Here is a 17,129-nt window from a genome sequence, read left to right as displayed (position 1 = left end):
TCGTTATAATAATTCGAGGCTGTCTGAAATGCTCTCTATGATAATTCTCGTGATGGGTGTCTCTGGTTCTGGTAAAACTACCATTGGACAACTGCTGGCAGAATCCTTGCATTGTGAATTTAGAGACGCCGATTCTTTTCATTCTCCAGAAAATATTGACAAAATGCGCCAGGGAATTTCCCTCAACGATTTAGATAGAATACCGTGGTTGCTAGCAATGCAACAAGCAATACAACATTGGCTGCAAGAAAATCAAAATGTAGTTTTAGCGTGTTCGGCACTGAAAGCTAGCTATCGTCAGTATCTTTTAATTAATGATGAACGTGTTAAATTAGTTTACCTTAAAGGTTCGTTTGAATTGATTCAAAAACGCTTGCAAGATCGTCACAATCATTTCATGAGTGAAAAACTTCTTCAAAGCCAGTTTGATACCCTTGAGGAGCCAACAGACGCGATTTTGGTTGATGTTTTCGAGTCGCCAAAGGAAATACTGCAAAATATTATAATGACTTTGGAGATTTAGTCAAATTAAATGAGTAACTTTGTCTGGTTGTTTAAGAACGGAAATATAAAATCTGGGGCGGGAAACGTTTGCTGACAGGCTATACTGCTCAAAGAATAGCCATTGTAACACTCGTGTTCGCGTCAGGCGATCGCTCTAACCGTCGTAGAGACGTTCCGATGGAACGTCTTTACGCTGTATTAATCCTTACATATTTTCCACTATGGAATATCAGCCGATCGCAACTGATATCCCAATTTATATTACATTCTAAAGTTGATGCGAAGCCAGAAAAGCTTCAACTTCGGCTTTGGTTGGTTGAGAAGCGATCGCACCGGGTTTCGTTGTCGTCAGCGCCCCGACAGCGCTAGCATAAGTCACAATTGCCCGTGCAGTTTCCGGGTTCCTCAAGCTTTGGATACCATGAATGAGGAGTTGATGAATTAACCCTGCTAAAAAGCTATCTCCCGCACCGGTTGTATCAACCACAGGGACGGAAAAAGCCGGTAATTTGCCTTCATTTTCCCCAAGACAATAAGCACTACCATTTTCTCCATCCGTGACTAATACACCTTCAATGGAATCAAGACGATGAGCGATCGCCCCCGCATCCGTGGTATCAAATAACCATTCGGCTTCTTCTAATGCTAATTTGATAAAATCCACCCGCTTAAATAATTCGCGAATTTTCGCTGGTGCAATATCAGGATTTTTCCAAAATACCGGGCGCCAATTGACATCTAGCATAATTTTCAAATCGTATTGTTCTGCTAAATCAAGAGCGCGGTGAATTGACGAAGCACTTTCGGGATATGCTAATTCCAAAGTACCCAAAACCAGAAAATCTGCTTCTTGGAATAGCGATTGTGATAATTTTTCCGCTTTGAGGCGAGTATCGGCAAATTCAGAAGTATCATATTCCCCAAAGCCCGCAAAAGTGCGATCGCCTTCCATTGAGCGTGTAACATAAACTTGCCGCGTTGGTGCTGTAGAATGGCGTTGCACCCCCGTCGTATCTACACCTACCTCTTCTAAAAGCTTTACCAGAGAATTTCCCGGTTCATCTTCACCCACACAACCGATAAAGCCTGCTTGCGTTCCCAACTTCAGTAAAGCACAGGCTACGTTAGCTGGTGCCCCTCCTGGATAAGGAGTCCACGATTTAACTTCTTCTAGCTTTAGCCCCAATTGATCGGCTAAACAATCAAACAAAACCTCACCTAAGCACAAAACACGGGGATTGCTCATTTCATTTTCGATTTTCTATTTTTCACTCTTTAATTTACAGTATAAAATCTACAGCAATCTTTCTATTATGTCGCCAGTTGTTCACAGAATTAAATAGCCATTTTTGCTACTTATATAAGTTGTAGATGCTCCTATCTCTGGAATTTGCCTAAGTAATATCTCGACAATTAAATAAATAAATAGTATAAAATAATTACTATTTTTCGCATTTAGTTTGAGTGTCAAAAATTTTAATTATAAAGAGAATATTGACAATCGTATTACTGCTAACACTTGAAATCCCTAGCTAGCAAAGAATCTTCTAGAATTAGAAAGAGCGATTGAGTACATATACCAAGGGAGGAATGAAAAAGTCATGGCTGGTGGCGAGTCTCAGACCCCTGTTAGTCTGTCAGACAGAGAACTGCAAATTATCGACTTAGTAGCCACTGGCTTAACTAACCAAGAAATTGCAGGGAAACTGGAAATAAGCAAACGTACAGTTGATAACCATATCAGCAACATCCTCACCAAAACGCAGACAGAAAACCGAGTAGCGCTTGTCCGCTGGGCTTTGCAGTGGGGCAAAGTCTGCTTAAATGATGTAAATTGTTGTGCTCTGCCTAAACCGAACGATTAAACGCCTAGTAGTGACGCGATTTATCGCGTCTGTCATCCTACTTTTGGCAATGGGCATCGGGCATAGGGCATTGGGCATAGGGCATCGGGCATAGGGCATGGGGCATTGGGCATAGGGCATAGGGCATGGAAAGAATTGTATTAGAATCCGCATCACTTACAGCCGCTTCTTTAATTCCCATTGCCCATTGCCCATTGCCCATTGCCCATTTCCCATTGCCCATTGCCCATTGCCCATTGCCCATTTCCCATTGCCCATTGCCCATTGCCCAATGCCCATTGCCCATTTCCTATTGCCTAACAAAAATTAGCAACAATCTACCGGCTGAAACGCTACATTTGAAACAAATCTATGTTGCTCCATTCTTTCGTAGGGAGCAGTGTTTCTATGAATACCTCTGCTTCTGCCAAACAAACATCATCTTTCTTTGATTTTTTTAACTTTGATTTAACAACACCAATGTCTGAAAAAATTGCCAATGTGGATTTTATTAGCTCAGACTTTGGGCAACCCACACAAGATGCCGATTTACTCAAACAGCTATCCTTTGTACCAGGGCTAAAAGAAATTCTCATGTTGCGACAGGTTCACGCCTTAGAACATGCTACCGTTTGGGTTCTGGGTCAATCAACTTCAGGATGTAGCAATTTTCAACTTGATAACGAACTATTAAGCGGCTTATCTACCGAGCAAGGATTTTACCTTTATGGTGAAGTAAATATTAGTAACTTGCGACGTGCGGTAACATTGGCTTTACATCGTCTCACCAATGGAGAAGTTGATTTAGCCGTGCATCCTCGCTGCGGTACAAATGCATCAGTCGCTATGTTGCTCACAGCTGGGTTAGCGGTGGGGATGCATCTGCTGCTTCCATTTCGTCCTATTGAGCAATTAGTCGGTTTGGGTTTGGCAGCTAGCACAGCGGCTAAACTTGCGCTTCCTATCGGTGCTTTAGCGCAGCGATATGTCACAACTGCGATACCTTTTAACTTGGCAATTGAAAATATTGCCGTAACTCGCCATGTTTGTGGACGCGAGGCGCATTTTGTCAAGGTGCGCTGGCGGGAATAATATTATGTCAGGTTTATTACTTACAATTGTATTGACGTTCCAGTAGAGACGTTCTGCCGGAACATCTCTACGAGGGTTGCGATATTTTTATTACTGTTAATTATCAAGATGTAATATTTTCACATGAGAAAACTTTATTTTTTACTACCTGGGACAGATGGCAAATTTGCCTGTGGTGGTCTTTGGGTAGAGTTAAATACAATTAAACTCGCTCAACAATTTTGTAGTGCTGAAGTTGTAACTTATCGACAAAGAGAAGAAGGTAAGCTTTTTTTAGATGATGTGCTAAAAGAGAAAAATTTAGATGATGTTATTTTTGTTATCAGTTGGGGATTTGATGTAGCTAAACTTGCTCGGAAATTACAGCCACACAATATAATTTATCATGCCCACAGTGCAGGTTACGGATTTAAGCTTCCCGCGAATATTCCCATCATCACCGTCAGCCGAAATACAATGGGATATTGGGGGCAACATTCCCCCCACTCTCTTATCTATTATTTGCCCAATCAAATTGGTAATCAATTTCAAAATTTAAATATTCAACGCGATATTGATGTTTTAATTCAAGCTCGAAAATCTTCTGAATATTTAATCAAAGAATTAATTCCCGCTTTGCAACAGCAATGTAAAGTATTAGTTGTTGATTCTTATGTCGAAGATTTAGGAAAGCTGTTTAATCAAGCTAAAGTATACCTCTACGACTCAGCAGAATATTGGGCACAACAAGCCGTCAGTGAAGGCTTTGGAATGCAGCCATTAGAAGCTTTAGCTTGTGGTTGTCAAGTTTTTTCTAGCATTAACGGTGGACTTTCTGACTATTTAGATCCGGGATTTAATTGCAATAAAATTGCTGGATATTCAAAAGAATATGATGTAAAACGTATTTTAAAAGCCCTGGAACATCCATCATATTCAATACCAGAACATATTTTAGCAGAATATAGAATAGAAAATATTAATCAGCGATCGCAAGTAATTCTAGATGGACTAAATGATTTTTTTGACCACAAAATGCATTACCCTAGCAATATCAAAAGCTTAACGGCAATGCATATCACAAAATTACGAACAAAAAAGATTTTTGATAAATTAAGAAAAAAATATTTTTCTAAGTAGTAAGCGCTTCAGCGCTTTCAAGGTGGAAAATCGAATTCCTAGATGATTTACTCAAGCGTGGCTGTGCATGGCTCAAAGATTACGTTGCTAGCCACCCTGAGGAGGCTGCTAATATTTGTCCTAATCGGTCTTGAAGATAAAAAATAGGCGATGCCTGCGGTGGGCTGCGCCTACGCGTTTCCCCCCTAACTGAATAATACTCAACCATTCTAGTTTTAGAGGCGATCGCTGGAGCAAAAAGGTTGAATATTGTAGTGTCAGGAGCGATCGCTGTAACTAATCAGTTTTCCACTCATATTCGGGAATATCTGCACCTATCATGATATTACGCAAAGTCCCAATTGGCAGATTCCGACCTTTGTGATAAGGCACAATTACTTGTAGTTGGCGATCGCCATTTCGCCATTTACCGAAAAAATGGGTTTAAAGCCCCGTCCTTATACGACGGCTTTCAATTAATTAGTGTACCAATACACTATACTAATAATAGTGGAAAGGTAATCAACCACTTAAAAAACCTAGCTGTCGAAAGACAAAGCACTGAACCTTGATAATTGAACGCCACTTGCTACAACGGGGGGAACCCCCGCAACGCAGTGGCTCATCTATGCGGTTCTACTGCATTGTTCTAGTTTCTTTAAGCGCAGTAGGTAAAAGATTCATAAGGGCTAGACGACTCAGAATTTTGGAACAAATTGTTTCAAACTAAACAGGACTTGCAGCAATGCAACTACCGAGGGGCACTTGGAAAGTTAACGCTTGGGGAGAATCCCACCTCTGGTCTAGATGACGCAAGGACTCTAGGTTAAGTGGTTTCGTTGAACCAAGAATCCACGTCGATTTATCGCGGGGAGTGTCAAGATGGCTACCTTTTTGAGAAATCAGATCGAATCCGTAGTGAGTGTAAAATTCTTTCAACCTCATCCGCATTCATTCGTCGAGTACGAGTCATCCTACCGTAACCTCGCGGGATATTGTGCCTGGTGCTAATTGAATTGGATCGGCTTCCAGATATAATTGAATTGCCTCGCGGATATTTTCTAAGGCTTCTTCTTCCGTATCACCTGCGGATGTACAACCAGGTAATTCAGGACACCAAACAGCCCATTCTCCGGTTTCTTGATCGGGTTCGAGAATTACTCGCCACTTCATAGTAAAGATACTTCCTGGGGATTTATTTTCTAGTTCTAGCTATATTTTGACACTCCTACCGTCGTAGAGACGTTCCATCGGAATGTCTTTACATTAGACATCTGGTAGAAAAGACGTAGAGACTACCAAGTGCTACGTCTCTACAAGGGTTTCGGGCAACGTATAATAAGCATAGCGGTCGATGTCTATTGTAAGTAATTTACCAGACATGATATTGATAAAGCCAAGCTAAGATAAAACCTCTGCAATTTCTGCTGTCAGTTTTTTGACATGAGGTTCCCTCATAATTGTTTGATGTTCGCCAGTTAAACAACAAACGCGCACTTGATCTGTGGTTAATTCTCCCCAACCTACAGTAGCATCGTCTGGAAATTGTTCTGCTAATGATGCTGTTTTGAAGAGTGAGATAGCAGCTTTAACAGTTTGCGGTTGATAACGCAGACTTGCTTGCACATTAGTTTTGTAAACGTTTACTAATCCAGCAATGAAATTTCGCCCCAAGTCAGGGGGAATAACTTCAGATTGCTGCAAAATTTGCAGTACATACTCAAATTGAGCTTCTTGGTTTCGGCTAGATACTTCTTCGTAAGAAATATTTATAGTTGTGTTGAAGTGAATTCCTATTTGCTCAACCATGAAGCAAAGAATACCAGCATCATCTTCCAAAGAAGCGTCATTTTCTAGAGTAGATAATGGTGGATGGGTATCGATAATTAACAGATTTTCAACCTGTTCACCCGCAGCTTCTAATTGGGCAGTCATTTCAAATGCAATTAGTCCTCCCAAAGAGTGACCACCTAGCAAATAAGGACCAGAAGGCAAGATTTCTCGAATTGCATTGATGTAACTAGCAGCCATTGCTTCGATAGTATCTAAAGGCGGTTGTTTCCCATCTAAACCGCGTGCTTGAAGTGCATAAACTGGACGTTCTTGACCTAAAGTTTGAGCAAATAAGGAATAGGAAAGAGCATAACCACCCGCTTGATGAAGGAGAAATAAGGGGGGTAAATTGCCCTTAGTTTGTAGAGGAACTAGAACATCTAAATCACTAGTTGTCCGCTCTTGCTCTATTAAAGCTGCTATCTTCTCTATTGTACCTTCTCGGAATAAAGTAACAACAGGTAGATTGCACCCTAAACGCTGTTCAATTGCTGCTATTAAACGGATGGCTAGGAGAGAGTGACCACCTAAATCAAAGAAGTTTTCAGTCACACCAATGGAGCTAATTTGTAGTATTTCTTCCCAGATTCCTACTAACTTATATTCTAATGGTGTTCGAGGTAGAATTTGTTGGTTTGAGTCGATTTTTCTTTCTACATTGAGTGCAGATAGTGCATTTCTATCAACCTTACCATTAGGTGTTAAAGGTAGAGAATCTAAGATGATAAAATTAGCTGGTACCATGTAATCAGGCAGTTTTTCTTTCAGGAAGGTACGTAGCTTATTCTCCGAGTTAAGTTGCTCGGTTGCGGGGACAATGTATCCAACTAGGCTTTTGTTTCCTCCTGAATCTACACCAGTAATTACCACAGCATTTAATACATCTGGATGCTGATTTAATACCTCTTCAATTTCTCCTAATTCAATGCGAAAACCGCGAATTTTAACTTGGTTATCAATGCGTCCTAAAAACTGAATGTTCCCATCAGGAAGATAGCGAACTAAGTCACCTGTTTTGTAGAGACGCGCACCTGGTTCACTGCTAAAGGGGTGAGGAATAAATTTCTCAGATGTCAACGCTGGACGATTAAGATAACCTCGCGCTAAAGCATCACCCCCAATATATAATTCTCCAAGAACACCAACAGGAACTAGTTGCAAGTATCGATCCAGAACAAAACACTGACTATTGTAAATTGGTTTACCGATGGGAAGTGATATTTCTTCAGTACTATTGCAGCGATAGATAGATGTTACTACTGTTGCTTCTGTAGGACCGTAGGAATTGAGTAATTGAGGAGTATGGGGTAAATTAGCAACAGACTTTTGCCATCGCTTGACATTTTCTAGTAATGCTTCTTCTCCACCAAAAATTACTATCCTCAGAGATTCTGGAATCATGTTTTCTGGAATGATTTCAGAGGTCAACTGATGCCAATAAGCAGTGGGTAAAGATAGGAATGTTAATTGCCAATTGCGGCAATATTGCCAAAAGTTTTTGGCGGATAGTATCATTTCATCTGTCCGCAACAACAAAGTAGCACCGACAATTAGACAGGTGTAGATTTGTTCTACTGCGGCATCAAAGCTGATAGAGAAAAACTGGAGCACCCGGTCTTGGGCTGTGATTTCATATTCTTTAATTGCTACAGTTGTGAAATTAACTAAAGATTGATGGGAGATTGCTACTCCTTTTGGCTTACCAGTTGAGCCAGAAGTGTAAATAATATAGGCTAGATTTTGGAGATTAATTCCACTGACTGGATTTTCTTGGCTATGTTGAGCGATTTGCTGCCAGTCTGAATCTAAACATACTAAAATTGTTTGATTGTCTGGCAATTTTGATCCAAATTGCTGTTTTGTCAGCAGGATCGACAAGTGAGTATCTTCAATAATATAGGCTAACCGTTCTAGGGGATAAGCTGGATCTAAGGGAATGTAAGTACCTCCAGCTTTGAGAATCCCTAGAAGTCCAACGATCATGTCTAGCGATCGCTCGATACTGATTCCTACTCGTACTTCTGGTTTGACCCCTAAAGATTGTAGGTAATGAGCCAATTGATTCACTCGCTGATTCAATTCCCAATAAGTCAGTTGTTGCTCTTGAAATACTACAGCCACCGCTTCTGGCGTCTTTTCTACTTGCAATTCAAATAATTGATGAATGCTTTTATCTTGAATCAATTCAAGTTGTTTCTTGTAGCACTGCATCAATAATTGATGTTGCTCAGTTACTGTTAGTAGTTGTAATTCAATAATGCTTTCTTGGGGATTGGTAACAATACTTGCTAACAATGTTTGGAAATGTTCCACCATCCGATTAATTGTTGCTTCTGCAAACAAATCGCGGCTATATTCCCATTCTCCTTGGAGTCCCTGTTCTGTTTCTACCATCGACAGAGTTAAATCAAACTTTGCCGTCACTTGTTCCAGTTCCAAGGGAGTCAATTGCAACTGAGGCAATTCTAGTTTGCCCATTGGCGCATTTTGCAAGACAAACATCACCTGAAATAAGGGATTATAACTGAGATTTCTTTCTGGTTGAATTTCTTCTACTATTCTTTCAAAAGGTACATCCTGATGAGCGTAAGCTTGGAGAGTTTCTTCTTTGATTCTCAAAAGTAAAGTCAGAAAATCAGGGCTGCCACTTAAATCACTTTTGATAATTAATGTATTGACAAAAAAGCCAATTAAGTCTTCAATTTCCTTACGATTGCGGTTAGCGATTGGTGTACCAATTAAGAAATCCTCTTGTCCCGAATAGCGCATTAATAGGGTGCTAAATACCCCTAATAAGCCCATGAATAAGGTAGCACCTTGAGATTCGCATAATTTCTGAAATTTTGCGGCTATTTCCTGATTAATTGTAAAGTATACAGCACTGCCTTGATAACGAGCGATCGCCGGACGAGGATAATCTGTTGGTAATTCTAAAATCTCTATTTTACCAGCAAGTTTTTGTTTCCAATAAGCCAGTTGCTCTTGCAGTTGGGTTTGTTCAAAAATTGTGCGTTGCCAATGGGCAAAATCTGCATATTGTATAGGTAAAGGCTGTAAATTTGAGGCTTCTCCCTGACAAAATGCCGTATAAGATAAGGTTAATTCCTTAATCATTAATCCCAAAGACCAACCATCAGCAATAATATGATGAATGACTAGGACAAAAACATGAACATCTTCGGCTAACTGATAGAGATGAACACGTAGTAAAGGTAGAGTACGAAGATTGAAAGGAGAGATAATTGCTTGCCGAACTAACTCTTGAAGTTGTTCTCCTTGCCGCAGTTCCGTTACTGTAAGGGGGACTTGGTATTCGTGAACAACTTGGATCGGAACTCCATCCTGACTATCAAAAGTTGTGCGTAATACTTCGTGACGTTGAATTATTGTTTGCAAACTACGCTGTAGTGCTTCTCGATTTAAAGTACCATCTAAACGAAACGCGACAGCTATATTGTAAGCAGGATTATTTGGTTCTAATAAATCTAAAAACCAAAGCCGAGATTGAGAGAAAGAAAGCGGTAAGTTTTGTCGTTCAGTAGTGAGAGGAATAATATCTAAAGATGCATTTCCCATATCGCTCCCTACAGCCAGACGTTCAATTTCTCCTGCTAAACCTGCAATGGTTGGATACTCAAAAACTGTCCGTAATGGAAAAGCTAAATTAAATCTTTCCCGAATCCGAGAAACTAATTTAGTTGCTAACAGCGAATGTCCTCCTAAATGGAAGAAATCATCTGTGACACCGATGCGATCTATACCAAGTACATCGTTCCAGATTTCACATAGTTTTGCTTGGGTAGGAGTTGTGGGTTCAACAAAAGATTGTCTGCTAATCTCTTGTTCTCTATCTGGTGCTGGTAAAGCACGTCTATCTAGCTTACCACTGGGAGTCATGGGCAAGCTTTCTAACAGTACAAAAGAAGCGGGACGCATATATTCTGGTAACTGTTCCCGCGTCTGTTCTTTTAATTGGGAAATTAAGGCTTTAGTAAAACGTCCTTTGAGGGGATTTATTGCGTAATAATTAGCAACTTGATAAGAGTTTCTATTGCTAATTGGCATTACTGGATAACAGGGTTTACCATTGTTTTTTGGATAGAAACAAACATCAAAGTAACTATGACTTAAACCTGGAGAGTAACTGATAGTTACTTGATAATCGATTTCTTTGGACAGCTTATATAAATCTGCTGGATCAATTGCTGGTTGTAAATCTAGGTTATCAATAAATTCGCGTAATTCTCCGATAGTATTAATATCATCATCACCTTGCATCCACTGCCAAATAGTTTCATCTTTAATTAACCGGGCATTGGGAATGCCACGCCAACCAATCGCACCTGAAGAGATAATTATAGTACGTAAATCATCTAATTGGAGATTCGCTGTTTCCCAATCTTGCCAAACAGCTTCTACAAAATTATTTGGTTCTGCGCCTAATTTGTGCAATATAATATCATAACGATATTTAGTTAATTCGTTGTGGCTATTTTCGGCTTTGAGGTGAACTTCTACTGCCGCTAAACTGGGGAAAACTTCCGTCAAATTGACGAAGAAAGCGGGATCGAGTACTAATTCATTTTCGGTTTCTGTAAGACGGCGAACTTGGGTTTTAAAACTCTCTCTATCTGTATTGTCATCTGCTTGGAAAAAGGCAACGCTGGTATGAAAATAATTGAGAAGCGGTAAGCTACGGTTATCGCCAATAAATAGACTACCTCCTGGTGCTAGCACTTGCAAAGCCCCTGCAATTACTTGCTGTAAATATTCGATAGAGGGGAAATATTGGGCGACGGAGTTAATAATAATCGTATCGAAGTAAGAGGTGGGAATGTCGGAAAAATTAATGGCTTCTCTAGAAAACAACCGCACATGAGACAAAGAGCTATTTTGAATAATATTTGTTAATTGGTTAATAGCTGTTTGGGAAAAATCAGTTCCCCAATAAGACTCAACCTGATTAGCAATATTCAACAAAATCATTCCTGTACCGCAGCCAATTTCTAGAACCCTTTGGGGTTTAAGTGCTTGGATTCGCGCCAGTGTATTATCTAGCCATTGACGCATTTGTGGGGCGGGAATGGGTTGATTATCGTAACTACTATTCCAACCTGTGATATTAAAAGCTGCGTCGGCTTCTGTGTCACTACTGTGATAAGTTTCGTTAAAAGTATATTGCCATTCTTGGGTTTGTTCCTGTGTCAAATTTTCATAGTCTGGGATTTGATTTTTAGGAACAATGTAAGCGGCTATTCTCATATCTTCCTGGCTTTCTTCGCGGACTATGACTAAAGCATCGCGTACCCCTGGATGGCGTTTCAGAACTGCTTCAATTTCACCCAATTCAATGCGGAAACCACGAATTTTTACTTGATGATCGTTTCGTCCTATATATTCAATTTCACCGTTGTGGAGGAAGCGAGCCAAATCACCAGTTTTATAGAGACGTTCTGGTTTTGAATTGTTAAACGGATTGGGAATCATGCGCTCGGCGGTTAATTGGGGACGGTTAAAATAACCGCGAGTCACACCTGCACCACCAATATACATTTCCCCAACTACACCAATAGGAATGGGTTGGCAATGACGATCTAAAATATATAAAGAAAGGTCAGGAATTGGTTTACCAATTAAACTTCCAAGACGTTGTTTTACATCTCGTAACCGAATTGGACGGTAAGTAACGTGTACTGTAGTTTCCGTAATTCCATACATATTTACTAACAAGGGAAACTCTTCATCGTGACGTTCAAACCAAGGTTCTAAGCTGGCTAAATCAAGCGCTTCACCACCAAATATCACATAGCGTAATTCTAATTCCCCTTCTCTACCCAGTAATTCTTCTGCTTGCATTAATTGGCGAAAAGCAGAGGGAGTTTGGTTTAAAACTGTGACTTTAGCATCACAAAGTAAATTATAAAATTCTTCCGGGGAACGACTGACTAAATAAGGTACAATAACTAAACGTCCACCAAAGAAAAGAGCGCCCCAAATTTCCCAAACAGAGAAATCAAAGGCACAGGAATGAAAGAGAGTCCATACATCTTTAGCATTAAATTGGAACCATTTTTCAGTAGCCAACATTAAACGCACAACATGACGATGGGTGACAACAACTCCTTTCGGTTTTCCTGTGGAACCACTAGTGTAAATAATGTAAGCAGCGTTATCGGGATCAACTAAAACTGATGGTGCGGTTGTTGTTTGTTTTGCTAGTTCAATTTCGCAGTTATCGATGAAAACGACTGTAGCTTGGTGGGGTGGAATTTGTGTTTGAAATTGGGTATGGGTGAGCAAAACTGCAACTTGACTATCTTCGAGCATATAAGCAATGCGATCGCTCGGATAGTCAGGATCGAAGGGAATGTACACACCCCCTGCTTTCAAGATAGCTAAAATAGCAACTACCAATTCTATTGAACGAGACAACCACAGTCCTACTCTTGATTCTGGTTTGACACCGAGATTAATTAAATGATGTGCTAATTGATTGGCGCGATGATTTAATTGTTCATAGGTAAGATTTTCTTTTTCAAAAATTAGCGCTGTCTGCTGAGGACGTAATTTTACATGTTGGTTAAAAATCTCGTGCAAACAGGATGTTACAGGAAAAGTTTGCTGATGTTTAGCAGGTACTAATGCCGCTAATTCTTCTGATAGAAGGAAAGGTAAGCGGCTCACCGATGTATCTGGTTCTGCCACCAAATTTTCTAGAAGTTGACAAAAATGACGCGCAAATCTTTCTACTGTTTCTCGTTTAAATAAATCAATATTATAGGATAAAACCCCATGAAAATTATCTGCACTTTCGGTTATAAATAATTCTAAATCGAAACGAGCAGCTTCTTGATTTGCTAATATAGAAATTTCTAAGTTGTCTAAACCAAAGTTAGGTTTAGGTGCATTTAATAAAGTAAAAGCAATTTGAAATAAAGGGTTACGACTAGTATCACGTTCGAGGTGCAAACGATCTACTAAGGTTTCAAATGGTACTTCTGTATGTTCAAAAGCGTCCAATACCGTTGCTTTAACTCTGCTTAACAGCGTCCGAAAATTCGCTTCATCTGATAAATCAGTACGAATTACTAACATATTCACGAAAAAACCAATGAGTTTTTCCGTATCAATTCCCGGACGGTTAGCGATGGAAGTTCCTACAGGTATATCTGTTTGTCCAGTGTAACGAGACAAAAGAGCGGCAAAAGCAGCCATCAGCGTCATAAACAAAGTCGCACCTTCTTGTTGACTGAAGGTGCGAAGGGTTTTTGTGAGATGATTTGGCAATTCAAATTTTACTAAATCACCCCGAAATGTTTGTAAACGGGGTCTAGAAAAATCAATCGGAAATTGCAGGATGGGTAATTCAGCTAGTTGTTGTTCCCAATAGTTCAAGCTATCTGCTAAAGTTAAATGATTAAATTTTTCTTGTTGCCATACAGCATAATCGGCATATTGAATTTTTAATTCTGGAAGTCCGGTTTTATCTCCTTTAATAGCCAGTTCATACAGAACAGCAATTTCTTGTAAAATCACACCAATAGACCAAGCATCAGCGATAATATGATGCAGAGTGAGGGTAAGAATGTATCGCTCTGGTGTAAGTCGAAAAAGTCGAGCGCGGATGAGGGGACCTGTTTCTAAATCAAAGGTATACTCAGCTTCAGAATGTGTTATGTGAGAGATTTCTTCTTCAGTTTCTGCGATTGGGCGATCGCTCCAATTTTCTAAGATAATTTCAGTGATAAAATGGGGGTGAATTGTTTGCCTAGCTTCCCCATCAATACTAACAAATGTGGTTCGCAAGCTTTCATGTCTTTGTTGCAATTCTCGAAAAGCTTGCTGTAAAGCCTCGACATTTACCAGTCCTTTCAGACTGAATACAGAACAAATATTATAAGCCGAAGATGTCGGTTCTAATTCATAAAGAAACCATAAGCGTCTTTGTTGGAAAGACACCGTTGCTTCATTAAGATTGCGACGCTGAATTAGAAACTGCTCTGTTTGCTGCTTGATTCCATCTTCTTCCAAAAGCAGTTCTAAAAGTTCAATATCATTGATATCTGAATAGTTCATCATAATAAACAGGAAAGCTAAATTGGTAACGACACAAATGACATAAAATACTTTTGGGCAGCTTGGAAGTATAAACTTAAAGCTTGGACTACTTGCCTCCGTTGCATTAATGTGTTTGCAGATCGCATCTCTACGAAAGGCATTAATCTTTTTTCATAAAACCAAATAACTTGCGCTACTTTAGCCTTCTGTTCTGGTGTCAACCATTTTTCCTCTTTCCACTTATTAAGAATTTTTTCAGCTTGAGCTTGAAAATTGACTGTTAGATGTAACTGATTAGTATTATGTAGGCGATATTGATGTAATTGCTGGGGAATAAAATGCACCTCGCTCACTAAGGCAAATTGGGCTAAGATATCAAGGATGTGTCCACCATTTCTTCCCAATTTTTCATCCCATCCTGATGTCTGTTCATAGATACTGCGACGAAAAACACAACGTCCGTCTAGTCCTCCTCCTAAGCCAGTAGCAATAGCTACTAAAGGTGTCTCAGGAGTATCGTAGGGTAGGGTTTTGATGCCAAAGAAAGAAGGAACCAATCTTGGAAAATAAACCGTGTTTATCGGCTTATCATCTTCATCAATGTTATAGAAATCGCAGTAAGCAACACCAACTTGAGGATGTTGATTCAGGTATTTAACCATTACCTCTAGCATAGTTGGTTCTAGACAGTCATCTGCATCAAAAAACAGTAAGTATTGCGATTTACCGGAACAAGCTTGAAAACCATTGTTACGTGTAATGCATGCACCACTGTTAGACTGTCTAACTAGCTGTAAGCGTGGTTCTATTGCGGCATAGGATGCAATAACTTCGGCAGAATTATCGGTACTTCCATCATCTACAATAATATACTCCCAGTCAGTAAAGCTTTGGCTACGCACACTATCTATTGCTTTGCCAATAAATTTTTCTGCATTGTAACAGGGAGTAATAATACTAATTTGCGGCATATAGAAACCTTATTTTCGAGGATTTTAGGACTTACGCATTGACAAAAAACACCAAATAGGAAGTATGGATTTCAGGAATTAAAACCTGATTTTTCTTTTGTTTTTTAGCGATGCCTGGGTTGGGCTACTAGCGATTATTGTCAAAAGCCTGAAACGGGAAATTTACGTTCATACATATTATGTGCGATTTGAGAGCGTGCGTAAGTCCTAGATTTAATCCTCATTTATTGGACAATAAACCGTGTTTATCGGCTTACCATCTTCCTCAATGTTATAGAAATCGCAATAAGCAACACCAACTGTTGGACTGTCTAATTAGCTAAGGAAAATATATTAGAAAGAAAATAAATGCTAAAATTAGCTCCAATAGTAAATTGCATCATGTTCTTTAGAAAAGGCGAGAAATCCACCAATAGTTATTCTGGTGCGATCGCCAACTGTTGGTACAATGCAGTGGTAGAAACGACCACCATCAAACAACATCATATCTCCAATATTCGGCTTAAAAGTCATGCTTCCATATTGCTGATCAAATACCTGATGTGATTGGTGATACAAGCGAGAACCATAGCCGTCGTTAGAGTTTGTATCTTCAAAGACTAACTCCTCACCGTCCCACTCCATACCATAAATAACCAGTTCCCCTCCGGCTTCAGGGAGAACTAAGGGAATAAAGAAACTAAGTTGGTCAGTTACATCTACTAGAGTTCTCAAATGCTCACTTTGAGGACTGTTCAAAAAATCGTTCCCCACATGAATAGGAAACTCATGATTTGTTGGTACTTTGCGAATGGTAGCTGGAATGTAGCTTTGTCCTTGAGAACCACTGGGTATTTTTACCGTAAGTCCCCCAGAAAGAGAGCTCAACATAGATTCCATTAGCGCCTCAAAGTCCAACATTCCTTCAAACAATGTGCGGCATTTTTGCCGAAAAATGGCTGCATAATCAAAGTATTGTTGCAAACTAGAGTCGGCAAAGACAATGTTTTCACCCAAAGTATAGGCTCCCTTAACCGCATCAGCAAATTTGGAGTCTAAAATCTCACTCATATCAACTTCATCATTCTTTAGGCGACTGACGACTAACTCAATGACATCTTTAGGCAATACCTCGCGAATAATTACACCCTCGAAGGTGCGGTTGAACAACATATCTTGCAAGGCACTGGGATGTTTTTCTATTTCTGATACATGAATATCAAGAAAGTTAAACAGTGGTTCTTTAGCAGTAACACTTTTAGGCATGATTTGCTATTTAATAATTTTTATTTCTGAATAGAAAGCGCTGCAAGGAGAAGCTGCTATCTAAATCATGGACATCCGTAGACATTCAACCTTTAGTTGACATTTCAATCGGTGGAATCGGCGTGTCATTACTCTTAACGCCCAGACACGGTTTAGCCATCCGCGTTTTTTGAACCTAATTTTTCTAAATTCTTTGGGGCATTTAAATCCCTATCAACGCTTACCACCCAATTTCCACATTCAAAAGTTCTAACCTTGAATGGCATATTTTGAATGTGCGTACAAATTGACCAATTCTTACTTAATGGGTAGAATCTAACCGCAAATATTACAACGCTTGTAAATTTTTTGGTTTTGCATTCTAGCGCAGTCTTACTTAACTTTATGTATTATCACATAAGCTTGATATTCGTTGTGTGTATATAAGTAAATTGTATACTTTCTTGGATGTAGATTTATAAATATTATATTTATAAATTTATCA

12 protein-coding genes are annotated in these 17,129 nt (G+C 39.5%); 4 read left to right on the top strand and 8 right to left on the bottom strand.

The genetic code is table 11. The annotated features are described in order from the left end of the window. The first annotated feature begins 37 nt into the window (after positions 1-37). On the top strand, positions 38-523 hold the full coding sequence (locus tag TOL9009_RS0106425) for a gluconokinase (RefSeq protein ID WP_029631955.1): 486 nt from the start codon (positions 38-40) through the stop codon (positions 521-523). 249 nt (positions 524-772) lie between these two features. Here the strand turns inward: TOL9009_RS0106425 and TOL9009_RS0106420 are convergent, their stop codons facing one another. Further along, entirely contained in the window at positions 773-1,750 is a 978-nt protein-coding gene (locus tag TOL9009_RS0106420) for a carbohydrate kinase family protein (protein ID WP_029631953.1), read from the bottom strand. Positions 1,751-2,105: 355 nt separating this feature from the next. On the opposite strand from TOL9009_RS0106420, the gene pedR reads away from it, so the two are divergent. Further along, the gene (gene pedR / locus TOL9009_RS0106415; protein ID WP_029631951.1) at positions 2,106-2,369 is read left to right on the top strand and encodes a photosynthetic electron transport-dependent transcriptional regulator PedR; all 264 of its coding nucleotides are present in this window, start codon (positions 2,106-2,108) and stop codon (positions 2,367-2,369) included. A gap of 37 nt (positions 2,370-2,406) precedes the next feature. Here the strand turns inward: pedR and TOL9009_RS44365 are convergent, their stop codons facing one another. Further along, positions 2,407-2,571 carry a hypothetical protein gene (locus tag TOL9009_RS44365; protein ID WP_186227706.1) on the bottom strand — a complete coding sequence of 55 codons (165 nt, stop codon included), beginning with the start codon at positions 2,569-2,571 and terminating at the stop codon, positions 2,407-2,409. Beyond that, positions 2,526-2,648 carry a hypothetical protein gene (locus TOL9009_RS49070; RefSeq protein ID WP_260675854.1) on the bottom strand — a complete coding sequence of 41 codons (123 nt, stop codon included), beginning with the start codon at positions 2,646-2,648 and terminating at the stop codon, positions 2,526-2,528. Before TOL9009_RS49070 ends, TOL9009_RS44365 begins: the two co-directional genes overlap by 46 nt. Before the next feature lie 108 nt (positions 2,649-2,756). Here TOL9009_RS49070 and TOL9009_RS0106405 point away from each other — a divergent pair, with 108 nt between their 5' ends. Continuing rightward, positions 2,757-3,440, top strand: coding sequence for a DUF6391 domain-containing protein (locus TOL9009_RS0106405; RefSeq protein WP_029631949.1), 684 nt, complete (start codon positions 2,757-2,759; stop codon positions 3,438-3,440). Between the two features lie 123 nt (positions 3,441-3,563). Then, entirely contained in the window at positions 3,564-4,559 is a 996-nt protein-coding gene (locus TOL9009_RS0106400) for a glycosyltransferase (RefSeq protein WP_029631947.1), read from the top strand. 948 nt (positions 4,560-5,507) lie between these two features. Here TOL9009_RS0106400 and TOL9009_RS0106395 read toward each other — a convergent pair. From TOL9009_RS0106395 to TOL9009_RS50470, 5 genes are all read right to left on the bottom strand, one after another. Further along, entirely contained in the window at positions 5,508-5,711 is a 204-nt protein-coding gene (locus TOL9009_RS0106395; protein ID WP_029631946.1) for a type II toxin-antitoxin system HicB family antitoxin, read from the bottom strand. Between the two features lie 228 nt (positions 5,712-5,939). Beyond that, positions 5,940-14,450 (bottom strand): non-ribosomal peptide synthetase, encoded by an 8,511-nt coding sequence (locus TOL9009_RS0106390; protein WP_029631944.1) that lies wholly within the window; start codon positions 14,448-14,450, stop codon positions 5,940-5,942. A 14-nt stretch (positions 14,451-14,464) separates the two neighbouring features. Further along, positions 14,465-15,400, bottom strand: a complete 936-nt coding sequence (locus TOL9009_RS42080; protein ID WP_051502821.1) for a glycosyltransferase family 2 protein — start codon at positions 15,398-15,400, stop codon at positions 14,465-14,467. 357 nt (positions 15,401-15,757) lie between these two features. Next, on the bottom strand, positions 15,758-16,645 hold the full coding sequence (locus TOL9009_RS0106380; protein ID WP_029631942.1) for a 2OG-Fe(II)-dependent halogenase WelO5 family protein: 888 nt from the start codon (positions 16,643-16,645) through the stop codon (positions 15,758-15,760). Positions 16,646-16,797: 152 nt separating this feature from the next. Then, entirely contained in the window at positions 16,798-17,031 is a 234-nt protein-coding gene (locus TOL9009_RS50470) for a zinc ribbon domain-containing protein (protein ID WP_084763142.1), read from the bottom strand. Positions 17,032-17,129 lie beyond the last annotated feature (98 nt).

Origin of the sequence: [Scytonema hofmanni] UTEX 2349 (assembly GCF_000582685.1) — a bacterium.
Taxonomy (GTDB): domain Bacteria; phylum Cyanobacteriota; class Cyanobacteriia; order Cyanobacteriales; family Nostocaceae; genus Hassallia; species Hassallia hofmanni.
This window is presented reverse-complemented; position numbering and strand designations above follow the sequence as displayed.